Below are 22,559 nucleotides of genomic sequence, written 5' to 3'. Positions count from 1 at the left end.
ATCGCTAGCCCGCGCGGGGCCAGCTCACAAGTCGGCTCAGTGCGCGGTGGCGGGTGCGGCGAGCGGGAAGAAGGGGATGCGCACTTCGATCGGCGAGCCGTCTTCGCGGTGGAATGTGTAGAAGCCCTCCATCGATCCGAACGGCGTCGTCAGCGGGCAGCCGGAGACGTAATCGTGGCTGCGCCCCGGGGTGAGCACCGGCTGTTCGCCGACCACGCCTTCGCCATCGACATGGCGGACGAGGCCTTGCGCATCGGTGATCCGCCAGTGGCGGGTCATCAGCTGGACCCGCTCGCGCGAGGCGTTCTCGATCCGGATATGGTAGATCCAGAACCACTTGCCCGCTGCAGGATCGCTCTGCTCGGGCAGGAAATTGACCGTGACCCTGACGGTTATGTCCTCGGTCGTGGCGGCGTGGTCGAACAGGTTCTTCATCACGATTCGCGAGCGTAATGCGATTTGGGCCGAGGGCAAGGCGGTGCGTCGTTTCTTGCCCACAGGCCGACGCGCCGCTTGCCCCGCCCGACAGCTCAGCTCTTGCCGAAGTCGGCGCGCGTCCCATGCGCGGAAATCGCAGCACATAGGCGGCGCAGCGCCACCGCATAGGCCGCCGTGCGCATGTCGGTGTCGCACTCCTGCATCACTTCGCGCACATTTTCGGACGCTTGCGCGATCGTGTCCTCCAGATAGTCGTCGACGTCATCGGAGTTCCAGTCGATCCCCTGGCGGCCCTGCACCCACTCGGCATGGCTGATCGTCACCCCGCCCCCATTGGCGAGGATATCGGGCACCACCTCGACCCCCACATCCTGCAGCGCCTTGTCGGCGGCGGGCAGGACCGGGCGGTTGGCGAGTTCGACGATCGCCTTGCATTGGAGCGCCTTGGCATCCTCCGCATCGGCGATCACCCCGCCCAGCGCGGCGAACACCAGCACGTCGCATTCGGTCGCCAGCACCTCCTCGGGATCGTCGGAGGACTGCGCATCGCCCCCGTCGTATGCGGTGACCTTGCCCTTCTCCTCCTTCACCTGCACCAGCGCCTCGATATCGAGCCCGTCGGGATCGCTGACCGTGCCCGAGGAATCGGTGACCGCGACGATTGTGTGCCCCGCATCGGCGGCGGCCCTGGCGAACCACAGCCCGGCATTGCCGAAGCCCTGCAGCGCGATGGTCAGGCCGCCATCCTCGCCCAGCCCGGCAAGGTCACGCATTTCCTCCAGCGCGATATGCGCGCCGCGCCCGGTCGCGGGCGTACGCCCCGGCATCCCGCCGAGCGACACGGGCTTACCCGTGAACGCGTGCGGCTGGATCGACCCTGCTATCTCGGAATATTCACTCACCATCCACGCCATCTCGCGCTCTCCGGTGGCGACGTCGGGCGCGGGAACGTCGCGATCGGGGCCGAGGATCTTAGCCATCGCGCGGACATAGCCGCGCGCCACGCGCTCCTTCTCCATGGTCGAGAGGTCGTGCGCGTCGACCTCGACCCCGCCCTTTCCGCCGCCGAAGGGCAGGCCCATCAGCGCGCATTTCATGGTCATCAGGAAGGCGAGCGTCTCGACCTCGTCGAGGTGGACGGACGGGTGGAAGCGGATGCCCCCCTTGGTCGGGCCGAGCGCGGAATTATAGCGGCACCGCCAGCCTTTGAGCGCCAGCGCCGAGCCATCGTCGCGCCGGATGTTGACCGAGGCGGATAGCGTCTCGATCGGGTTGAGCAGATGCGAGACGACCTCCTTGTCGAGCCCCACCATCTCCGCCGCGCGCGTCATCCGCTCCTGTGCCGCTTCGAGTAGTTCGCCCATGTGTGTCGTCTCCTGTTTTTCCGGTGTCACGGAAGAGAACGTGTGGGAGTAAGGGTGTTCCGGCGGCTGCGCGGGGCGATGGCGCAAGAGGTAAGGGAAACGCCAGCCATGGGCCCGACAGGGGCCGATGCTTTTCCTGCACGCATGGGCGGTGCCACTGCCGGCGGCGCCCGGAATTCATTTCTCAAGATCGCAACAACATGCTTAGCTCGTGCCATGCGGCTGACTGTTCTCGCCTCGCTCGCGCTTCTATCGACCCCGGTTGCCACCGTAGAGGTATCCGCCCACCCCGGCGGGCTCGATGCCAAGGGGTGCCATCACAACCGCAAGACCGGCGATTATCACTGCCACCGGCAGCGGCGTGCAACCCGGCCCGCGAGCGGAAACTCGGTCGATGGCAGCGTCTACTTCCCGAACTGCACCGCCGCCCGGGCAGCGGGTTTCAGCAATATCCGTCGCGGGCAAGCCGGCTATCGCCCAGAGCTGGACCGCGACGATGACGGGATTGCCTGCGAGTCGAATTAGCCCGGCGAGGGGGCCGTAGAAGTGGAGGCTTCAGCCCCGGTCAGAACCCCGCCGCGCCCAGCGCCCGGTCGATATCCTCGCGCAGGTCCTCGATGTCCTCGAGGCCGACGTTGATCCGCACCAGCCCCTCGGTCACGCCCATCTCGGCGCGGGCTTCCTCGCTCAGCCCGGCATGCGTGGTGCTGGCGGGATGGCACGCGAGGCTGCGCGAATCGCCGATATTGTTCGACAGGTCGACCAACTCCAGCGCGTCGAGCAGCGCGTGCGCCTTCGCGCGGCTGCCGAGGTCGAAGGCGAAGATCGGTCCGGTCGCGCGCATCTGCTTCAGCGCGAGCGCATGGCGCGGGTGGCTTTCCAGCCCGGGATGCAGGATGCGCGGCACGCGCGGTTCCATGAACTTGCCCAGCGCAACCGCATTCTGGCTCTGCCGGTGCGCGCGCAGGTCGAGCGTTTCGAGCCCCTTCATCACCACCCATGCGTTGAAGGGCGAAAGGTTGGGCCCGGTATTGCGCTGGAAGGGCAGCAGCACCTCGTCGATCCATTGCTTCGTCCCGCAAACCGCGCCCGCGAGCACGCGGCCCTGCCCGTCCATCAGCTTAGTCGCGGAATACGCCACCACATCCGCGCCGAACTCCATCGGCCGCTGGAGCGCGGGCGAGGCGAAGGCATTGTCGACCACGGTGGTGATCCCGTGCGCCTTGGCGATGCCGCAGACATGCTCCAGATCGACCACGTCGAGCGTCGGGTTGGCGGGTGTTTCGAAGAAGAACACCTTGGTGTTGGGCTGAATAGCCGCTTCCCACGCATCGTTATCCGCGCTGTCGATCACGGTGGTCTCGATCCCGAAGCGCGGCAGCAGGTGGTCGACCAGCCAGCGGCACGAACCGAAGGCGGCGCGCGCCGCGACGCAGTGATCGCCTGCCGAAAGCTGGCACAGCAGCGCGGCGGTCATCGCGGCCATCCCGCTCGCCTGCACGCGGCAGGCCTCGGCCCCCTCCATCAGCGCAATGCGTTCTTCGAGCATCGCCACGGTCGGGTTCTGGAGGCGCGAATAGGTCATCCCCTCGGCCTCACCCGCGAAACGCGCGGCCACTTCGGCCGCATTGTCGTAGGTATAGCCCGAGGTGAGGAACAGCGCCTCACTCGTCTCGCCATGCTCGCTGCGCCAGGTGCCCCCGCGCACGGCCTGCGTTGCGGGACGCCACTTGGAGGTGACGGAGCGATCCATTCCGGTGGTCTTCTTCATGGGGCCACCGGCTAGGCCCGTGCGCGCGTGCGGGCAAAAGGAAATTGCTTGTCGGCAGCCAAGCCACACTGCGTGGCCAATCGGCAATGCGGGCACTGCGATCATGATCGGCCCGCTTGTCGCCGTGCCTCGTCGCCCGTATCGCATGGCCCGCAATGACCCGAGCGCACGCGACCCGCGTTCCTGCAAGCGACGATCCCTTGCTGGCCTGCCTCGGCCTGACGCTGGGCTTTTTCCTGCTGTGCCTGTGGCGGCTGTGGCTGCCCAGCGGGCCCTACTTCGATGAAATCCATTACCTTCCCGCCGCGCGCGAGCTGCTGACCGGGTTCGACTATCGCAACCCCGAGCATCCGCCGCTGGGCAAGGAGATCATCGCCGCCGGGATCTGGCTGCTGGGCGACAACCCGTGGGGCTGGCGGATCTTCTCCGCGCTGGCGGGCACGCTCGCTCTGTTCGCAGGGATGCGCGCGCTGTGGCACGCGAGCCACGGCCGCGATGCTACTCTGGCCTATGGCGTGCTGCTGGCGACCGGCTTCCTGCTGTTCGTCCACGCACAGATCGCGATGCTCGACGTGTTCATGGCGGCGTTCTTCCTCACCGCGCTGTGGCTGTTCGCGAGCGCGTGCCGCCAGCGCCGCGAAACGCGCGCGCGGCTGGACCTGATCGCGAGCGGGATCGCGCTGGGCCTGTCGATGGCAGCCAAATGGAACGCCGTGCCGCTGGCCCCGCTGCTCGGCCTGTTCTTCCTCGCGATGCGGATCCACGCGGGCACCTCGCGCGAACGTTTCGCCGATCTGGACGCGAGCCCGGTGCGCGGGGTTTCGCTGGTCGAGGCGCCGCTGTGGCTCGGCGTGCTGCCGCTGGCGGTGTACTCGGCGACCTTCTGGCCCGCCTTCCAGGTGGAGAACGGGCCCTTCGCCGGGATGGACCTGCTCGGCGCGCATCTGCACATGCTGGAATTACAGGAGAGCGTGAAGGAAGCGCATCCCTACCAGTCGACCTGGGATCAGTGGGTGCTGAACACCCGCGCGATCTGGTACCTGTACGAGGTCACCGACGGCGCGCAGCGCGGGGTGATGCTGATCGGCAATCCGCTGACCATGTTGCTCGGGCTGATCGGGGTCGCATGGTGCGCCTTCGCCGCGCTGTTCCGGCGCCGGGCCGACGCGGGCTTTGCGGTGACGTTTTACGCGGCGAGCGTCGGCTTCTGGGTCGTCGCAGCCAAGCCGATCCAGTTCTATTACCACTATTTCCTGCCCAGCTGCTTCCTCCTCGCCTGCCTCGCCCTGCTGCTCGCACGGCTGCGCGCTACGGTCTTCGGCTGGGTCTACTGGGCGGTGCTGGCGGGTAGCGTGGGCGTGTTCGTCTATTTCTACCCGATCCTGAGCGCTGCCGAGTTGTCGGGCGAACAGGCGTTCAACCAGTGGATGTGGCTGGCGGGGTGGCGTTGAGGCCTCACTCTCCTCCCCGTTTTCGGCCCGAGTAAGACGAGGGGTGCAAATGGGGAGGTGGCAGACGCCGCCAGGCGGCTGACGGAGGGGCACGGCCGGGCATCACCCCTCCACCCCGAGCCGCAGCTGCGTCTCGCGGTCCCCCTCCCCACTTGGCCTTCGGCAAAGCGGGGAGGATCGTCTCATACTCTCCCCCACACAAACCGGTTCGACAGCGCGTAATTCCACACCGCGCCGACCACGATCCCCGCCAGCGCGGCGAGCAGCCAATAGGTGCCGCGCGCCTGCAGCAGGCTCGCCAGCGCGACGTTGGCGAGAGCGCCGACCGAACAGGCCACGCAGAACACCGCCCAGCCGCGCAGCACGGCGGGCACGCTGCGCAGGCGCTGGTCGCGATAGGTGAGCCAGTTGTTGAGCCAGAAATTGAAGCTCATCGCGGCGAAGGTCGCCAGCGCCTGCGCGGCGGTGAACCCGCTGCCCAGCATCCGGTAGGCGAGCGTCAGCACGCTCAGGTGGACCAGCACCCCCGCCCCGCCGACCGTGCCGAACAGCGCGAAACGCGTGGGCACGATCCGGCCCAGATGCCGCTCGTACAGGCCGACCAGGAATTCGAACGCCACCGCCCGGTCGAGCTTGCTCTCGCCTGCTCGCCGCGCGGCGAAATGCATCGGCACCTCGACCACCCGCAGCCGCTCGGGCGAGGCGGACAGGATATCGAGCAGCACCTTGAACCCGATCCCCGACAGGCGCGGGGCGAGTGCGCGCAGGCGGGCGGTCTCCATCGCGAAGAACCCGCTCATCGGGTCGCTCAGCTCGACCCCGGTGAGCATCCGCGCGAGCCGGTTGGCCAGCCGCGATCCGCGTTCGCGCCGCGCGCTGGGCAGGCCATCCGCGCTCGCCCCTTCGGCAAAGCGGGAGGCGACCACCAGGTCCGCCGCGCCGCTGCGTAGGTGTTCGAGCATGTCGCGGATCAGCGCGGGGTCGTGCTGCAGATCGGCATCCATCACCGCGACCACGGGCGCAGCGGTGGCGCACGCGCCCTCGATCACCGCCGAGGCAAGCCCGCGCCGCCCGATCCTCTGGATGACCCTGATTTTGCGGTTGTGCAGCCCGATCTCGCGCAGCGCATCGGCGGTGCCGTCGGTGCTGTCGTCGTCGACGAAGATCGCTTCCCAAGCGAAGCCCGCCAGTTCCGCGTCGAGCGCTTCGAGCAGTGGGACGATATTCTCGCGCTCGTTGAGCGTGGGCAGGATGACCGCGATCTCAAGCACTCAGGTGTGAGCCCCCAATGGCCGAAAAGTCAGGCGATCCGCGCCAGCCGCTCCAGCAGCCGACCGCGCGCGGCCATAGCATCGCCATGCCGCTCGGCAAGCAGGTAGCGCTCCAGCGCGGGGCCCAACGCGTTCAGCGCTGCAAGTGTTTCCGGCAGATCGCCCGCCTCGGGCTTCATCCCGCCATAGCCGAGCTCGCGCAGCAGCAGCACCTCGTAGGAGAGCAGCGCGGGCGCCCAGCCGCGCGCCGAGGGCGCATGGCAGATCGCATCGAGCAATCCGCCCAGCGCATCGTAGAGGCTGGGATAGGGATTGCGCTCGGGCAGGGTCGAAGCGGTCAGCGCGGTGACCCACAGGATCGCGGCGGCGGGCAGCGGCTCGTTCAGCCACGGCGCGCGGCTGTTCATCAGCTCGACCTTGCCGAACGGCAGCTGGCTGGCCGAGCGCGCGCGGATATCCGCCTCCACCGAGTTGCCCGGGATCACCACGGGCCGCAGCCGCCGCCCCTGCCCGCCCGCGACATAGGCCGCGACCATCCCCGCCTCGCGCGTCAATGCGCGCAGGATCACCGCATTCTCCCCATGCGGGCGCGCGGCGAGAACGATGGCGGGGGCCTTCAGTTGCATCGGTCGCTGGCGTCACCGCTGCGGCGGTTTCGTGGTTGGATGGAGCGAGCGCCGGGCATCGGTGCGGACTAGCGGGTCGCTGCCGGTTTGGCGAGATTGTGCTGGCCTGAAGGTCGGTTGGGCGCCTGCCTGCGCAGGGGCAACGATCTGTTTCGCGAAGCCTACCCCGCCATCGTTTCCTTCGACGCCTTTACCGCCGTCGAACGCGGGCGGGCCATCGACCAGTTGGCCTGCATCCGCACCTCCGGATTGGGCGCGCACCAGATTTCTCCGGTAGCATCGATCGCGGTCACCCACAGCAGGTTGTGTTCCTGCCCATAGTCGATGACGCCCAGCGCATAACCGTCTCCCTTGCCCAGGACATGGAGCGGGATCGGAGGATCGAGTTGTGTGAACATGGCGCGTCAACCTCTCTAGCAGCGAGAGAACGCGCGCGAGGGCCGGGCGCACCCGATCCATCATTTCATAAATTTCGATGCAAAAGCGGTGATTTACCGCCAGCGGGCCGAATTACTTGCCCTTGCCTTCCAACGCATCGAGCCGCGGCGCTTCAGCGCGTCGCAAACTGCTGATATTCGTCCAGCGCCTGCCAGCCGAGCCAGGGCTCGTCATGTTCCATCCAGATATGCGCGATCGGTCGCTCTCCCGGATCGTCGTCCAGGGTGGCGACGCGCAATACCAGCTGGTCGGAACCATCGAGCATGGCGGCCAGCTGACTGCCGCACACCGAACAGAACATGCGATGCTTGCCTGCGGAGGATTCGAACTGCGAGAGCCGGTTCTCCCCCCGGGTCCATCGAAACTGGTCACGGCGAACCCGGGCAACAGTTGCGAAGGGTGCCGAATGCGCTTTGCGGCATGTTCGGCAATGACAATGGCCGATCGGCCCGTCGAGCCTATCGAGCTCGAACCCGATAGCCCCGCAAAGGCAGCTTCCCCTCAGCGCGGGTTTTGCGTCCCGTGTTCCCGCCACATCCCGACTCCCCTGTCTCGCACACTCGTGTCCTGTACATTCCGCTCTTGCGCAATGGAGTTCCGCGCATCACCGCCGTCTCGCGAGGTTACTTCGCGGAAGACCTCTTTGTAACGCGGATGCTCGGTGCCCATCAACCGGTCCCACCAGGTAAAATAGAGGCCGAAGTTGTGCCGGAAATGACCGGTGTGGTGCAGGTCGTGATGCGTGGTCGTGGTGAACTGGTCGAGAACGACGTTGTCGACGGTAAACCTGGGGAGGACTTCAACGCCGGTGTGACCGAGCACGTTTCGGGTCAATGCGAAGACCACGAAGACCTGCACGACAGCGACAGGCGTGCTGACGATCCCGAACCACAGGGGGAAGAACGCCGCATGTACGACCGCTTCCGGGACATCGAACGAATAGGACGCAAATGGCGTGGGGGTGACGGACTTGTGATGCGTGAGATGGAAACGCCTGAACACTTTGGGGTGATGAAACAGCCTGTGACTCCAATAAAAGTAGGCGTCATGCACCACCAGCATCAGCACGAATACGCCAACGCATTCCAAAATCGTCGCCCGGCCACTGGTGTCGAGATGCATCCAGCCCTGCGATGAGCCGATCAGAACAATATACGCGCTGAGCGAGAAAACGACCAGACACACCAGCGACTGCCCGATCTCGCGGCGATAATCGTGCCACCCGATCCGTTGCCGACGGATTACCCTTCCGCGGAACCGAGTGCGGCCCACGGCGATGGCGAGCAGCCAGGCAGCGGTCGCAAACGCGAAATAAAGCGCCAAACGACCTTCGAAAACGAGCCAGAAATCAGACAAACCGGCACCTCCGATGTATTTTTCAGATCACAACCTCTCACTTCACCTAATCAAGCGCGCGCAATAAATATAATAAAATTACCTCCGGAACGGTTGCCAAGTAACATTCATTATCGACTTTCTTGCTGTTGCCACCACCGAACCCGAACGCCAGCCTGTGGTCATTCGATCGGGGGGAGCATTCAATGCAAGCTGAACAGGTGCGGTCGCTTCGCGCGACCGCGGATCGGGCGATCGAAGACTTCGCCGACAACAAGGTCATAAAGGCCATCAAGGCGGGCGAATGGACGCGTGCGGATTACCAGTCGTTACTTTTGACGATATTCCCGCAGGTCCATCAGGGCACCATGTCCTTTGCGCTGGCCGCGGGGAACTGCGCGACCCGGCATTCCGCCGTGCGCGAGTTTCTCGTCCACCACGCTGAAGAGGAAATGCTGCACTACCAGTGGATCGCCGACGACCTGCGCTCGATAGGCTATTGTGGCCCAGATCCGCGCACGCTTCTGCCCGGCCCGCATGTGCAGGCCTATATCGCCTTCAACTTCTACAACGCGCATCACTTTCCGCCGTCCCGCATCGCCAGCTCGCTGGTCCTTGAAGGGCTGGGTGCAGCGCTCAAGGCCGAAGACCTTCTGCCCTTCCTGGAGAAGGAGGGCCTGACGCCTGCGAATTTCTCCTTCTTCCTCTCTCACGCCACCACCGACAAGCAGCACATCCAGGATCTGTGGGACGTGATCGCCGAAATCGAGATCGACGACGAAGGGTTCGAGTGGTTCCTGCACGCATGCCGAACCGCCGGATTCTACTACAAGTCGATGTACGACAGCACGATTGACTAGCGGGGGCGGCGATGGATTTGCATCAGCAGGTGGAAACGATCGACGTGCGCATTCGCGAGGGCGCGTGCGCAGGCGAATTCGCCGCTGCCGTGCGCGAGCTGTGGCAGGACATCTATGTCGCCGAGCTCGGCTGGGTCACCGGAGAGGCGATCCGTCACAACGACGAATACCACGAATACTCGACCTATGTGCTGATCGATCTGGTCCGCGACGGAGAGCCGATCATGCCGGTTGCCACGGCACGGATCGTGGAGGATTCGCAGCAAGGCCTTCCGATCGAGCGCTTCCTGCCACTCGGACCGCTCAAGGAAGACCGGCACCTCATCGAAGTGCAGAAACTCATGGTTCGGCCCAGCTTCCGTTCGCGGCGGTTCCCCTCCGCCCCGCTTGGGCTGATGTCGCTGATCATGCAGCGCTCGATGCAGTTCGCGGTGACGAACAATGCATCGATGATCATCGCCGATGTCTTCGACGACCCTCAAGTCAGCCCGATCGGCCCTCTAAGGCAGATCGGCTTCGAGCGGATCGGTGTGCCTTTTGTCGACACCGAACTGGGATCGCCAGTGGCCAGCGTCGCGATGGCGATCAGCCGGGGCATGTTTCTGCGCTCGCTGGTCGGCGGTGCCGATACGACCATGCTGCGCTTTCTTCGCGGCGAACTCAGCCGGTGAGAATGAACCGAGCCCCGTGGCTCCGACTTAGGAGGTTTCAATGCCAAACGCGCTTTCGATCGGCCAGCCGGGTGATCCGCTCTACGACGCGGTCGCCACGATATACGTCAATTTCTACCTCTCCGAACTGCGCATCATAGATCTGTGCGCGAGGTGGATACCAAGGCGGCATATCACCCGCGAGAAATATTATCTCGTACATCATGCCAACGACGAGGTTCGTCACGCCGAGCTCTTCAGGAAGGCGTTCGAAAACCTCGGGGGCACGATCGACGAAGCGGCAATCGAAAAATACCAGGTCAGGGACATGGAGGATCGTTTTGACCGCCTGTTCCGGTCCGATGACGAGATCGAAGTGCTGATCGGCCTCAACATGTACGCCGAAGGCGTCCTCGCGATGATGGAGTTGCGCCAGCTCGGAAAGAACGCCCCCGAACTGTTTCCGGATTTCCTGCAGATCGCCCAGGACGAGAAAACCCATCTGGCTTTCGGAGCGAAGGTGCTCGGCCGGATTCTCGAGGATGAGCCAGAACAGCGTCAACGCGCGACCGAGATCGCGCGCGGCTACCGGGAACATCTGGGCTCGTATCTGGCCACAACGGTGTCCGACATGATCGATTTCGGGGTGTCGATCAGCGCGCTGGACGAGGATTACCGGCAGCAGGCGATCGAACTCTACGAAGAGATCATGGACCGCATCAATATCGATGTGCGCCTGGTCCACTGACGCATCGACGACACGCCGACGGGTTGGCCCCTTCATCCGGATAGATTGATGAACCACGCAAACACCAGTCTTCCCGCCCGCCAGCGCGAAGTTCGCGACTACCTGGGGCCGGACCGCGTGCGCGCGCTCCAGCGCCCGATCCGGGTGCTGGACTACGGCATGATCATTGCGCTTCCGGCGCTTTCGATCGCCGTTCTGGCGGCATGCTTCCTCGTCCAGTCGCCGGTCGCGCTGGTACTTCTGACACTCGCGCAGGGTACCATCTTCCAGCTGTTCGGGCTGCTGAATCACGAATTCTTCGTCCACCGCAAGGTCGGCGGGCAGTTTGGTCATGGCCTGTCCATGCTCTTCACAGCCCCGATCCAGCTCAGTGCGACACGCTACGCCGATGCCCACTGGGCACACCACGAGAACGTGGTCACGCCCGAGGATTCCGAAGCGTACAAGAGCGACCTCGACACCCGGCTCAAGCGGTATCTGTTCCTGACCGCAATCGGCACCAGATGGGCCGCATCCGGCAAGATGGGCGCAGGACGCGCGCCCTATTTCGCGCTGCGTCGGCCCACCGCGAAGGCGATTTCACGCGCGCGTGTGGAGGCGACCTTGTCGGCCCTGATCCTAGTCGGTGCGGTTGTCGCGGCGTTCTTCGCACCCAAGGCGATCCTGTTCGGATATCTGCTGCCTTTGTTGCTGGTCCTGCCCGCACTCAATGCGATCCGCATCCTCATCGAACATGCCGAGATCCAGCCCGATAATCCGTTTTCGATCGCGTCCAGATTTCGCTGCGGTGTGTTCGAAGAGATCCTATTCCTGTTCGATTCGGGCGAATATCATCTGATCCATCATTTTCTGCCCAATGTGCCGTTTTACCGGATGCGTGCTGCACGCGCCGCGCTGCACGACTTTTTCGATAATCGCGATGTTCGCCGCACGCGTGGTTGGTGGCGCCTGCTGCGATCCTGGTACTTGGGCAATCGCAGACACGGAACGTGGTGGTCCGCCCAAACCGCGCCAGTGGCAAAGTCCACCATCGTCGGAGGGCGGCAGGGATGAAAGCGATCCTCGAAGAACTCAACGATACCCAGATCACCGCAGAGCTGGCGGCAATTGGGCGACTCTCGCCGGTCCAGTCGGCCAAGCTCAATGCGCTTTTCGCGTATTGCATGGCGCTGAAGGCGAAAAATCTGGCGCTGATTAAGGATCGCGGCTTCTACATTGCGGGAGCCGAGTACAACAGCAAGCAGGCCATAGACCTTGACGGTCACGTCCCCACAAGGCTCGCCCAAGCCGATCTCGATCTGTTTTCCATGCACGGCGTTGCCGGCCCTTTCAGGTTGATCGACGACGCCGAGGCGCGCGATCTGGAACGCCACATCGAAGACCTGGCCTTCTCACGGGACAACCCGGTGTATAGTCTTATCGCCGGCAGGGATCGCGCGGAAGCGGACCTGCTGCTCGAAGAACGAGACGTCATTCTGGGCGTGAACATGTTCATGTTCGATACGCGGGTTCGCGCGATCTTCAGCGATCCGGATTTGCTTGGAACGGTCAAGGATCTCATCGCGACGGACCGCGTCACCTGCTGGCGTTCACAGATCTTCCGACAGATGCCGGACGGGTCGCGCACCTTCTATCATCAGAATGTCGATTTCGCGGATATGAGCCGCCACCCATCCTTCTCGCACCGGTCCGGGAAACGGTTCGAACCGAACTCAGCGCTCTCGATCTGGATTTCGCTGAGCGACTCGACGATCGAGTCGGGGACTATGTCGATCCTGGCGGGAAGTTTCGTCGACACCCGCGCCTACGATCTCCAGAAATACTTCCTGAACAACATCGATCACATGTTGAATGCGGTTTCCTTCTTCCCCCCCACCCGGATCCGGGAGATGCTGAAAATATTTCTCTTTTCCCGAGGCGGCCATCGGGGAAAGTCGAAGGTGCTGATGATCCTCGCCCAATTCTTCTACGAGGATTTGTTCCGGGGCGAGTTCACCGAAATTCCCTTCATCGCAAAGCCAGGCGAGTATTACGCGTTCACGTCTTTCAACCTGCACGGCTCGCGCCCCACCGCGCCGGGCCTGCGCCGCTCGACCTTGGTGGGCCGCTACGTCGACGACCACAGCGTCGACGTCGGCGAGAACAACTTCATCCTTCCCATCAAGGGCGGCGGAGTGCCGGTATCGCCGACTGATGAGGGATTTATCGCAAAGCTGAGCGCATGAGGCCGCAGCCGACTCGGTCACGTGTAGCTCGTGCCACGCCAGAGTCATCGCCAAAAGCGCTTAAGCAGCCCGGAACCCAAGCGTCGCTGGCGCGGTACGGTCGCTATCGGTGGTGGGTGCGCGCTTTGTGGGAGATTCGCTTCTTCTTCCCCAAATGGCGGCTGCCCGCGTCCTTTCCGCGCGCGCCCATAGCTGCAGGCCAGCGTGCGGCCGACGATATCACGCTGGTTTTCGGCGGTGACGTGATGGTCAAAACCGGCGATCGGCCGGTCGTATTCGCCCCCTCTCTGCAGGAAACCCTGCGCTCCGCCGACATGTTCTTCGGAGCCCTGGAGGCTCCTGTCGTTGCGCGTGATCGGGATGAAGCAGTACGCTATCCCCGCGGGCTGACGATGCCCCCTTTCGCGATGCCGCTGGAGTTCCTCGAACGACAATGCGCGCTGGCCGGACTGGCACCAGAGCGCGTCTGCCTGTCCGTCGCAGCCAATCATGCCGGTGATCTGGGTGTCGAGGCATTCCATCATGGCTGCGCGCTGCTGAAAAGCAGGGGTTTTGGGATCGTCGGTGAGCACACGGCGGATCGTCGCCTGGCCGATATCGTGCAGATCGGCGAGCTGCGGCTCGCCGTTCTGGCGTGGACGCGCTGGATGAATGACGATCCCTTCGAGTGGGAACGACCGGGGGTCAATCGCCAATTCCATGTGGATGCGAGCGATCTCGCTGCGGAGCTGACGGATCGGCGTGCCGGATTGGCGATCGCGCTGCCGCATTGGGGTTACGAGATGCGGACAGAACCCTTGTCGGCCAATCGTCAGCTGGCGACCGACCTGCGCCGCGCAGGCTTCGGTCTGATTGTCGGTAGCCACCCGCATATGCTGCAACCGCTAGATTATCAGCGCGGTACGCTGTGCGCTTATAGTCTGGGCAACTTCACCTACACCTTGTCGAACATCGCGAAGCCCGGACGATCGTGGCGTAGCTGCCTGAGCGGGTTACTCGAAGTCAGCGTGAACCGAACCACGTGCGCGATTTCCGGGTATCGGCTGATCCCAATCGTCGAAACATTCGATGGCGAAGACTGTCATCTCGTCCGCCTCGATGAGTATGACGGTCCGCTAAAGAGCAGCTATGATGCGATGGTTGCCAACCTTTTCCCACCATCCGATGCAAACCATGGGTGAGCCGGCTGCAGCCCGGGACTCCATGCGCCTGCCACCGCCCTTGCTCGCCTTTTTCCTCTCGGCCCTGGCCGGGACGATTGGTCACGCCATGTTCGTCTACGGTATCGTGGTGATCGTCACCGACGTCGGCGACGGCGCGCTGCAGGCATCGATTGTTTTCGCGGTAGCCTTCCTGGTGATGGGACTGATGACTCCGGTGCGTGGCTTTCTGGGGGATGTGGTGCCAATCGCTCGCCTGATCCGTAACTGCGGGTTCGGTATGGCACTGGCGGCGCTAGCATTTGCACTGGCAGTTCTCCTTTCCCCGGCCCCGACCGTCCTGTTTGTTGCGGCGCTGTTGTCCAGTGCTCTCTATGGCTATGCCGCGGGGGGCGTCGCGGGCAACAGGATCGCGATGGTCGCGTTGGTCACGTCGCGAACGGCCACGCCGACGATCATCTTGTCGATGATGACGGTTTTCGGCTTCACCTTCGGCCCCCTGCTATATGCCGTCGCGCGGGTCCAGTTCGGGGATTTCGCGGCGATGATGATCGTCGCCGCCATACTGCTGCTATCCGCGCTCAGCCTTCCGCAACCCGATGGGCAGCACGAAGCGAGCGGCGGCGACCGGTCCGGCGCACTGCGCGGTATCCTGGACGGCGTGGCGCATATATTCAACAACCGGTCGCTTTGGCAGGCACTGCTACTCGGCATCGTTCCCACGCTGTTCGTTCTGGGCCCGGTGCAATCGGTCATGCCGCAGATGCTCGCGACCGCATTTCCGGACAAAGAAATTTTCCGCGGTTTGGTGTTCGTCGCACTCGGGCTCGGCACGCTGGTCGGCGGGATCGTCAGCACCCGGTTCGCGCGATCGCCCTCGCGGCGATTCCTGACGATTTATGCGAGCCTGCTAGCCTGCGCGGCGCTCGTGGCGGCGACCTCGTTCCTGTCGCAGGTCGGCGTGGTCGTGCTGATCTTCATCTGCGGGATAGGCCTGGGGGTGCCACACGCGATCGTGCCCGTGATTCTTCAAGATCGGGTCGATAACACCATGCGCGCCCGAACGATGGCCGCGCTGACCTTGAAATTGACCGGAGTTCCGGCGATCGGTGCCGCACTGTGCGGCATCCTGGCCAGCGCATCGGACGCGCGCTTTGCCCTAATGGTCCTGGGTTGCGGCGGATTGGCCACCGGCCTGCTGCTTGCTCGCTTCGGCACGCCCTCGCAATCCGCCTCTGCGATCGACTAGGCTTTGGTCCGAAGTTCAATCCGCCCCGGATCCTATCGCGGCGAAGCAGCGCGCGCATAGGCGGCGCGTGTCCGAGCCACGATCGATGGGTTTGACGACAACGGCGCTACGCGCCCGCGAGCGGGGCGGAGTTACTTGCCCTTGCCTTCCAGCGCATCGAGCCGCTTTGCCAGCGCCTCGTTCTCTTCGCGCGCCTTGGCGGCCATCGCCTTGACCGCCTCGAACTCCTCGCGGCTGACGAAGTCGAGCCCGCCGACCGTTTCCTTGATCCGCTCGCGCGCGCTCTGCTGCGCCTCGCGGGTCATCCCGGCAAAGGTGCCCGCGGCACCGTTCACCAGCTTCACGAAATCGGCGATCATGGGGTTCTGGCTCTGCATGGGGCGAGAGATGGCGCGTGGGCTCCGGTTTGTCCAGAGCCCCGCGCGCTCTCCCCTCAAAGATCGATCCGCTGGATCGCGCCGGTCGTGTCGGCTCCGTCGGCCTGCGGATTGAGCTCACGTATCTCGTAATTGAGATACGCGGCGAAGCAGACCCAAGCGAGATAGGGCACCAGCAGCAGCGCCGCGATCTTCCGTACGCGCAGGAACAGGATCATCGTGATCAGGATCATCACCGCCATCGCGACGATCACGATCAGCGCATAGGTGATCTCGTGCTGGCCGAAGAACAGCGGGGTCCATGCGAGGTTGAGCGCGAATTGCACGACGAAGGCGGCGATCGCGATGCCCCGGCCCTTGGCGCCCCAGGCGGAGCAGACCAGCGCGAAAGCAAGGCCCATCATCACGTAAAGGATGCCCCACACGATCGGGAACAGCGATGCATCGGGATAGAAATCGGGCTTGGCCAACGCGGCGAACCAAGGATCGCCCTCCCCCGTTCCAGCCAGCTGGCCCGAAAGGAAGCCAAGCAAAACAATGGCAGGGACGCAGAACAGCGCCCAGCGGATAAAGCTAGCGCGCAGCTGCGCGCGTGAGGCCAGCGTGGTCATCAAACCTCCAAACGGGGAATATCTGCGATTCGCCTTGGCGGGCGTATACCTTAACAACAAGCAAGTTGCAGACATTATACCGAATTGGCACGCGCGCCGCGTTTACCATTAACCGCGCGATGCGCTGATCAGGAACTCGACATTGCCCTTGGGCCCGGTGATCGGGCTTTCGACGATTCCCTGCACCTGCCAGCCGCTCGATTCGAGCCACGCCCGCGCCTCTTCGCACACCCGCACATGCAGCCCGGGGTCGCGCACCACCCCGCCCTTGCCGACCTCTTCGCGCCCGACCTCGAACTGCGGTTTGATGAGGGAGACGAGGCGGCATTGCGGCGCGGCCAGTTCCAGCGGGCGTTCGAGCACCTTGGCCATGCCGATGAAGCTTGCATCGCACACCACCCAGTTACACGGCGCGTCGATCTGCTGGGGCGTGAGGATGCGCGCGCTGGTCTGCTCCAGCACGGTCACCCGCTCGTCCTGCCGCAGCTTCCACGCGAGCTGGTTGGTCCCGCTGTCGACCGCGAACACGCGCGCCGCGCCGCGTTGCAGCAGCACATCGGTAAAGCCACCGGTCGAGCTACCGATATCCATCGCGACCGCGCCGGTCGGGTCGAGATCGAACGCATCGAGCGCATGGGCCAGCTTCATCCCGCCGCGGCTGACCCAGGGATGATCGCGCCCGCGCACCTCCAGCTCGGCATCTTCGGCGATGGGCTGGCCCGGCTTGGCGATCTTGGTCTCGCCTGCAAACACCACGCCCGCCATCACCAGCGCCTGCGCGCGCGCGCGGCTCTCCGCAAGGCCCCGGGCTACCAGCAGCTGATCGACACGCATCTTCTTCGCCATGGCGGGCGTGATAATCATGGACCCGTGCGGCGTCCAAGCGCATTATCAGAGGCATGAGCAAACCCCGCGTCTTTTCCCCCGCCCGTATCGCCCTCGCCCTCTCGCTGCTGGCGGTGACCTGCTGCCAGACGCCGGAGCCTCCGCCACCTGCCCCTGCGCCCGCTCCGCCGCCACCCCCGGCACCCACGCCGCAGCCCGTGCCACCGCCGGCGGAAAACTGGATCGACCGGCCGCAGACACCGGGCGACTGGAGCTATCTGGTCGAGCCTGGCGAAACGCTGGCAATCTTCGGCACGCCGGGCGCGACCAAGCTGGCCATCGTGTGCGAGATCGCCACCCGCAAGGTCGGCATCGTGCGCGCGACGTCGGCTGCCAAGCAGGGCGATGTCGCGATGCGGATCAGCACCGAGACCACCTCGCGCCCGATGATGGCAAAGCCCGCCTCGGGCTCGCCTGCACGGGTGCTGACGACGCTGGACGCGCGCGACCCGCTGCTCGACGCGATGGCGATCACGCGCGGGCGTTTCGCAGTGGAAGTGGAAGGCGAACCCGGCGTCTATGTGCCCGCTTGGGCCGAGGTGACGCGGGTGATCGAGGATTGCCGCTAAAGCGCACTGCGCTGCTGGCGAAGTACCGTTGTTTCAGGAACGCGCGAGCCGTGCCGGGGGGCGCGGTTTACGCTGCAACGCCGTTCATTTCGTGAGCGCACAAGTATGACGGGGAAAAACATATTTACAAGGCTTGTGCTGGCGAATCGCATGACTCAAAAAGGTGCCTGAGGGCGACGGCCCACGTCGCTTCTCGGCCCCCGGTGATACGGTGCGGGTCTTGGCTTACAAGCGCGAAAGGAGGTGATCCGATGTCTCATGGTTCAGCAGAGAGGTCGGCAAGTTTCCGCGCGGAGCACTATCGGTAAAGTCGCATACCTTTAGAGGCTTCGTGAGCGGCACTTCCTGGCCGCTGACCATGAAAGGGCAGTTCCACCGACGGGCTGGAGCTGCCCTTTTCATTTCCTCTTCCGCATCGCACATTCGGCGATAAAACGGCCAGGTAACCATCGGACGGGGAAGGGCCGCACATGTCGTTTCTGATCGCATCGGGCGCAGCCGTGCTCGCGCTGACCATGCAGGCCCACGGGACCTATGCGGAGCCGCAGACGGACAGCGATGCAGCAGTGGATGAATGCGTTGCTGAGGATCGGCAGAACGTCCCGGCAGACCAGCTGTCCAAAGCAGACCTGGCGACGATGATCGGCTGCATCTTCCGCGCCACGTCCGACCAGATCAGTTCCCAGTTGCCGATGAAGATGGACGCGAGCACTACGCTGGTCGCAATCTCCTCCACCGGGCCGCGGTTGAACTACACCTACCTGGTCGATGTGAACGCGCGCGACTTCGGCCCGCAGCAGGTCGCCACGCTTGCCGAGAGCACCCGGCTGTCGGTCTGCCAGTCTAGCGACATGGCCGATACCATCAGCATGGGAGGGTCGTTCTTCTATCGCTGGGTCGATAAGTCGGGCACCGCGCTGCATTCAATGCTGATCGAGAGCTGCTGACCCGCGCGAGGGCCTGCGGCACGGGCCGCAACACGCTTTCCCAAGCCCTCAGGCGCGCAATTTGTGAAAAGTTTCTTGCCGTAATTGTGAAATTTTTTTCGAAACCCCTTGCCCCGCGTGGCGTGCGCGCATAACCGCCTCGGCCAAGGAGACTACTGCCCTATGGCCGACGCGCCGATGATCGATTTCGCCCACCTGCCCCACCCCGCCCCCGTGCCGTCCGAAACCCGCGACCAGGCGCTGGCGGACCCCGGATTCGGGTCGATCTTCACCGATCACATGGTGACGATTGCCTTCGACGCCGCCCGGGTAGAGCGCGGCGAGGATGGCTGGCACGATGCGAAGCTGTGCCCGCGCGAACCGATCCCGCTCGATCCGGCGGCGGCCGTGCTGCACTACGCGCAGGAAATCTTCGAAGGGATGAAGGCCTACCGGTGGGAGGATGATTCCGTCGCGCTGTTCCGGCCAGAACAGAACGCGCGCCGCCTCAACGCCAGCGCGCGCCGGATGGCGATGCCGGAACTGCCCGAGGAACTGTTCCTCGAATCGATCCGCCAGCTGGTCACCAAGGACCGCGACTGGATGCCCACGGTCGAGGGCGGTTCGCTCTACCTGCGGCCTTTCGTGTTCGCGACCGAAGCCTTCCTCGGCGTGCGCCCGGCGCGCGAATATCTGTATTGCCTCATCGCCAGCCCGGTCGGCAGCTATTTCAAGTCGGGCGTGAAGCCGGTCGACGTGTGGGTCAGCCGCGATCACACCCGCGCGGCCCCCGGTGGCACCGGCGCGGCGAAGACCGGTGGCAACTACGCCGCCAGCCTCGTGCCGCTGGCCGAGGGCACGAAGCAGGGCTGCCAGCAGACCGTCTTCCTCGATGCAGTCGAGAAGAAGTGGGTCGAGGAACTGGGCGGCATGAACCTGTTCTTCGTGTTCAAGGACGGCAGCGCGATCACCCCGCCGCTGACCGGCACGATCCTGCCCGGCATCACCCGCGACAGCCTGATCCAGATGCTGCGCGACGAAGGGCTGCAGGTGCGCGAAGAGCCCTATTCGATCGACCAGTGGCACGCCGATGCGGCCAAGGGCGACCTGATCGAGACCTTCGCCTGCGGCACCGCGGCGGTCGTCACCCCGGTGGGCAGCGTCAACGGGCCGGATGGCACCTTCACCATCGGCACCGGCGGCACCGGCCAGCTGACCCAGAAGATGCGCGACAAGCTGGTCGGCATCCAGATGGGCACCGCGCCCGATCCGCACGGCTGGGTGATGAAGCTGGACTGACGCGCACACGGACCCGGCGACTGGCACTGCAAAATAGGGGCTGAGGCACCGCGCCCGGCGCTGTGTCGCCTATGCTTGCGACGCCGGGCGACACCGGCCTTGACCCGTGGTGCCATCCGGGGCCTCGCCCGCCAGCTGCACCCGGTTTCGGCCGGCCTCCTTCGCGTCGTACAGCGCACTGTCGGCGCGCGCGACAAGGTCCCCGGCGGCCGTGTTCGCGCTCTCGCGCATGGCAACACCGATACTCAGCGTGATCGGAACCTTCGCGCCCTGTCCGGTGAGCACGGGACGTTCCTCCACCGCCTGCCGGATCGTCTCCGCCAGGGCGAGGGCGTGCGCGGCATCGCACCGTTCGACCAGTGCGATGAACTCTTCCCCGCCATAGCGCGCCACGGTGCAGCCCGGCGCCGCGAATTGCCGCTCCAGCTGCCCCGCCACCTGCCGCAACGCCCGATCGCCGGCGAGATGGCCGTGGCTGTCATTGAAGTGCTTGAACCGGTCGACGTCGATCATCATCACCGCGAGGCCGTCGCCGCGCTTTATCGAATCCTCCAGCGCTGATCCGAAGATACGCTGGAAATAGCGGCGATTGGGCAGGCCGGTCAGGTCGTCCCGATGCGAAAGCTCGCGCAGCTGGGCGTTTGCGGCCACCAGCCGTTCGGACACGAAGCGGCTGCGCAGGTCGGACAGGAAGGCGCGGTCCTTCATCCGGTCGGTCCGGATAGGCAGCGCGAGCGCGACCAGCATCGTCGCCGTCAGGTAGGCCAGCAGCGCACCGCTTTCGCCGCTCACGGGCGGAGACAGGGGCAGCGCTGCCCACACCGTCCACATCCCGATCAGCGACAGGCCGACCATCATACTCAGCATCCCTGCGCGCAGCGGCAGCACCGCGGTCGCCATGAGGACGATCAGCGCCGCCCCCATCAGGTAGGAGGACATCTCCGCCCCGCTCTGGAAGGTCCCGAGGAAGGTCGCGACGGTGGCGAAGCAGGCGGGCGGCACGATCGAGACGAGACGGCGGATCGGCCAGCTCCAGCGCAGTGCGGCGTAGATCGCGAGCAGGTAGGCGGGCACTACGATGCCCAGCCGCAGGACCAGCCCGGTCGCAAAGGTCTGCGGCCCGGTCGAATAGTCGAGCGGGACGCACAGCAGCACGGCGACGAGGCCGAGGGCATTGATGAAGGCGAGATCCTGCCGCCCACGCGCCGGCAGCTCGGCGTGCCACAGCGCGCGCAGCGGCGCGGGCCATTTTCGCATCGGCAGGCCACCTTCCGCCGCCTGTTCCACCATGTTTTCGACATCCGGAACACGCGCAGCGGGCAGAAATTGCGTCTCTTGCTTCACGTCCCCCGCTTTAGCGCGAGGTGGTTAACATGCTTTCCCCTATCGCAACCCTTTGTTCTTCAAAGGCGCGACCGGACGAGAAACCGTTTCGTGAAGGTCTCGCTTGGGCGCAGGACGAGGATCGAAACGCCCGCCACCGCGATCGCGCCGCCCACCAGCAACGGAAAGCCGACAGGATCGCCCGTCAGCCACGCGCCCAGCGCCACGGTCATCAGCGGATGCAGCAGGGTGAAGGGCACGACGAGGTTGGCATCGTGATCCTTCAGCGCGTTGAAATAGATCGTATGCGCGTAAACCGACACCACCAGCCCGGCGAAGATCAGGCAGCCCAGAACCTGCCACGGATGTTCTGCCAGCGGCGCGACCAGATCGCGCTCGGTCGCGAGCGAGAACGGCAACAGGACCACGAAGGAGGCAAGCGCGGACCACGCCTGGAGCGGCTTGCCCCCGACGTCGATCTTCTTGACGTATACCGAGCCCAGTGCCCCGACGAGGCAGGACAGCCCGATCCAGCCGAGACCGGCGGAACTCTGGAGGCCCGAGGGGGAGGAGATCGCGATCACCACCCCGCCTATCGCCAGCGCGATGCCGACCCCGCGCCGCCAGCCGACATCCTCGCCCAGCAGCACGATCGCCAGCAGCACGGTCATCGGCGCGCCCGACAGGCTGACGATCCCTGCGGTCGAGGGATCGGCATAGGACAGGCCGATCGCGAACAGCGCGAAGGATCCACCGCCGATGGCAAGCCCGACGGCAGCGACCAGCGGCCAGTTGCGCGGGAGCGGGCGCAGCAGCTGGAACAGCACCAGCAGGGTCAGCAGCGCGCGCAGCGCGGCGTAGAACAGCGGCGGCATGCCCAGATCGTCCACCGCGACCTTGCTGACCACCACGTTGAGCGCCCACAGCAAATTCACGAGGATCAGCAGAAGAATCGTGCGGGCGGGCATGGTCCGCGCGTTAGC

The 22,559-nt window shown here is 64.8% G+C and carries 25 protein-coding genes; 12 read left to right on the top strand and 13 right to left on the bottom strand.

What is annotated here, in order from left to right:
* Positions 1-36 precede the first annotated feature (36 nt).
* Both apaG and KYN89_RS14965 read right to left on the bottom strand, forming a co-directional pair.
* The gene (gene apaG / locus KYN89_RS14970) at positions 37-435 is read right to left on the bottom strand and encodes a Co2+/Mg2+ efflux protein ApaG (RefSeq protein ID WP_010234635.1); all 399 of its coding nucleotides are present in this window, start codon (positions 433-435) and stop codon (positions 37-39) included.
* A gap of 95 nt (positions 436-530) precedes the next feature.
* Complete coding sequence (locus KYN89_RS14965) at positions 531-1,802, bottom strand: Glu/Leu/Phe/Val family dehydrogenase (protein ID WP_222825838.1); 1,272 nt, start codon at positions 1,800-1,802, stop codon at positions 531-533.
* 216 nt (positions 1,803-2,018) lie between these two features.
* On the opposite strand from KYN89_RS14965, the gene KYN89_RS14960 reads away from it, so the two are divergent.
* Positions 2,019-2,327, top strand: coding sequence for an excalibur calcium-binding domain-containing protein (locus tag KYN89_RS14960; protein WP_222825837.1), 309 nt, complete (start codon positions 2,019-2,021; stop codon positions 2,325-2,327).
* A 40-nt stretch (positions 2,328-2,367) separates the two neighbouring features.
* Here KYN89_RS14960 and KYN89_RS14955 read toward each other — a convergent pair whose 3' ends face one another.
* Positions 2,368-3,573 (bottom strand): trans-sulfuration enzyme family protein, encoded by a 1,206-nt coding sequence (locus KYN89_RS14955; protein ID WP_222825836.1) that lies wholly within the window; start codon positions 3,571-3,573, stop codon positions 2,368-2,370.
* A gap of 155 nt (positions 3,574-3,728) precedes the next feature.
* Here KYN89_RS14955 and KYN89_RS14950 point away from each other — a divergent pair, with 155 nt between their 5' ends.
* Complete coding sequence (locus KYN89_RS14950; RefSeq protein ID WP_222825835.1) at positions 3,729-5,024, top strand: phospholipid carrier-dependent glycosyltransferase; 1,296 nt, start codon at positions 3,729-3,731, stop codon at positions 5,022-5,024.
* Positions 5,025-5,206: 182 nt separating this feature from the next.
* Here the strand turns inward: KYN89_RS14950 and KYN89_RS14945 are convergent, their stop codons facing one another.
* From KYN89_RS14945 to KYN89_RS14925, 5 genes are all read right to left on the bottom strand, one after another.
* Entirely contained in the window at positions 5,207-6,295 is a 1,089-nt protein-coding gene (locus tag KYN89_RS14945) for a glycosyltransferase (RefSeq protein ID WP_222825834.1), read from the bottom strand.
* Positions 6,296-6,324: 29 nt separating this feature from the next.
* Positions 6,325-6,921, bottom strand: a complete 597-nt coding sequence (recO, locus tag KYN89_RS14940; RefSeq protein ID WP_222825833.1) for a DNA repair protein RecO — start codon at positions 6,919-6,921, stop codon at positions 6,325-6,327.
* 161 nt (positions 6,922-7,082) lie between these two features.
* On the bottom strand, positions 7,083-7,319 hold the full coding sequence (locus KYN89_RS14935) for a hypothetical protein (RefSeq protein WP_222825832.1): 237 nt from the start codon (positions 7,317-7,319) through the stop codon (positions 7,083-7,085).
* A 152-nt stretch (positions 7,320-7,471) separates the two neighbouring features.
* Positions 7,472-7,894, bottom strand: a complete 423-nt coding sequence (locus KYN89_RS14930) for a GFA family protein (protein ID WP_222825831.1) — start codon at positions 7,892-7,894, stop codon at positions 7,472-7,474.
* Positions 7,861-8,715, bottom strand: a complete 855-nt coding sequence (locus KYN89_RS14925) for a sterol desaturase family protein (protein ID WP_222825830.1) — start codon at positions 8,713-8,715, stop codon at positions 7,861-7,863. The genes KYN89_RS14930 and KYN89_RS14925 overlap by 34 nt, the downstream gene beginning before the upstream one ends.
* Before the next feature lie 122 nt (positions 8,716-8,837).
* Between KYN89_RS14925 and KYN89_RS14920 the strand changes: the two genes are divergently transcribed.
* From KYN89_RS14920 to KYN89_RS14890, 7 genes are all read left to right on the top strand, one after another.
* Positions 8,838-9,554 carry an iron-containing redox enzyme family protein gene (locus KYN89_RS14920; protein WP_222825829.1) on the top strand — a complete coding sequence of 239 codons (717 nt, stop codon included), beginning with the start codon at positions 8,838-8,840 and terminating at the stop codon, positions 9,552-9,554.
* A gap of 11 nt (positions 9,555-9,565) precedes the next feature.
* Positions 9,566-10,225 carry a GNAT family N-acetyltransferase gene (locus tag KYN89_RS14915; protein ID WP_222825828.1) on the top strand — a complete coding sequence of 220 codons (660 nt, stop codon included), beginning with the start codon at positions 9,566-9,568 and terminating at the stop codon, positions 10,223-10,225.
* Positions 10,226-10,265: 40 nt separating this feature from the next.
* Entirely contained in the window at positions 10,266-10,952 is a 687-nt protein-coding gene (locus KYN89_RS14910) for a hypothetical protein (protein WP_222825827.1), read from the top strand.
* Positions 10,953-11,000: 48 nt separating this feature from the next.
* Complete coding sequence (locus KYN89_RS14905) at positions 11,001-12,005, top strand: fatty acid desaturase family protein (RefSeq protein WP_222825826.1); 1,005 nt, start codon at positions 11,001-11,003, stop codon at positions 12,003-12,005.
* A complete protein-coding gene (locus tag KYN89_RS14900; protein WP_222825825.1) occupies positions 12,002-13,177 on the top strand; it encodes a phytanoyl-CoA dioxygenase family protein in 1,176 nt (391 codons plus the stop codon). Before KYN89_RS14905 ends, KYN89_RS14900 begins: the two co-directional genes overlap by 4 nt.
* A gap of 125 nt (positions 13,178-13,302) precedes the next feature.
* Positions 13,303-14,358: a CapA family protein gene (locus tag KYN89_RS14895; protein WP_222825824.1), complete on the top strand. Its 1,056-nt coding sequence runs from the start codon at positions 13,303-13,305 to the stop codon at positions 14,356-14,358.
* Positions 14,351-15,586 carry an MFS transporter gene (locus tag KYN89_RS14890; protein ID WP_222825823.1) on the top strand — a complete coding sequence of 412 codons (1,236 nt, stop codon included), beginning with the start codon at positions 14,351-14,353 and terminating at the stop codon, positions 15,584-15,586. The genes KYN89_RS14895 and KYN89_RS14890 overlap by 8 nt, the downstream gene beginning before the upstream one ends.
* 131 nt (positions 15,587-15,717) lie before the next feature.
* On the opposite strand, the gene KYN89_RS14885 is transcribed toward KYN89_RS14890, so the two are convergent.
* From KYN89_RS14885 to KYN89_RS14875, 3 genes are all read right to left on the bottom strand, one after another.
* Positions 15,718-15,963, bottom strand: coding sequence for an accessory factor UbiK family protein (locus KYN89_RS14885; RefSeq protein ID WP_010234617.1), 246 nt, complete (start codon positions 15,961-15,963; stop codon positions 15,718-15,720).
* A gap of 56 nt (positions 15,964-16,019) precedes the next feature.
* On the bottom strand, positions 16,020-16,574 hold the full coding sequence (locus KYN89_RS14880; protein WP_222825822.1) for a TspO/MBR family protein: 555 nt from the start codon (positions 16,572-16,574) through the stop codon (positions 16,020-16,022).
* Between the two features lie 108 nt (positions 16,575-16,682).
* Positions 16,683-17,438, bottom strand: a complete 756-nt coding sequence (locus KYN89_RS14875) for a TlyA family RNA methyltransferase (protein WP_248285336.1) — start codon at positions 17,436-17,438, stop codon at positions 16,683-16,685.
* Positions 17,439-17,473: 35 nt separating this feature from the next.
* Between KYN89_RS14875 and KYN89_RS14870 the strand changes: the two genes are divergently transcribed.
* The 3 genes from KYN89_RS14870 (at position 17,474) to KYN89_RS14860 (ending at position 20,253) form a co-directional block, all read left to right on the top strand.
* A complete protein-coding gene (locus tag KYN89_RS14870; RefSeq protein WP_222825821.1) occupies positions 17,474-18,028 on the top strand; it encodes a hypothetical protein in 555 nt (184 codons plus the stop codon).
* A 470-nt stretch (positions 18,029-18,498) separates the two neighbouring features.
* Positions 18,499-18,975, top strand: a complete 477-nt coding sequence (locus tag KYN89_RS14865; protein ID WP_222825820.1) for a hypothetical protein — start codon at positions 18,499-18,501, stop codon at positions 18,973-18,975.
* A gap of 162 nt (positions 18,976-19,137) precedes the next feature.
* A complete protein-coding gene (locus KYN89_RS14860) occupies positions 19,138-20,253 on the top strand; it encodes a branched-chain amino acid aminotransferase (protein ID WP_222825819.1) in 1,116 nt (371 codons plus the stop codon).
* A 69-nt stretch (positions 20,254-20,322) separates the two neighbouring features.
* On the opposite strand, the gene KYN89_RS14855 is transcribed toward KYN89_RS14860, so the two are convergent.
* On the bottom strand, positions 20,323-21,597 hold the full coding sequence (locus KYN89_RS14855; RefSeq protein WP_346727247.1) for a GGDEF domain-containing protein: 1,275 nt from the start codon (positions 21,595-21,597) through the stop codon (positions 20,323-20,325).
* Positions 21,598-21,656: 59 nt separating this feature from the next.
* Positions 21,657-22,544 (bottom strand): DMT family transporter, encoded by an 888-nt coding sequence (locus KYN89_RS14850; protein WP_222825818.1) that lies wholly within the window; start codon positions 22,542-22,544, stop codon positions 21,657-21,659.
* Positions 22,545-22,559: the final 15 nt, after the last annotated feature.

The sequence above is a fragment of the Alteriqipengyuania abyssalis genome (genome assembly GCF_019857185.1).
In the GTDB taxonomy this organism is placed as follows: Bacteria; Pseudomonadota; Alphaproteobacteria; order Sphingomonadales; family Sphingomonadaceae; genus Alteriqipengyuania; species Alteriqipengyuania abyssalis.
The sequence above is the reverse complement of the archived record's forward strand: the minus strand, read 5'-3'. Positions and strand labels throughout refer to the sequence as shown.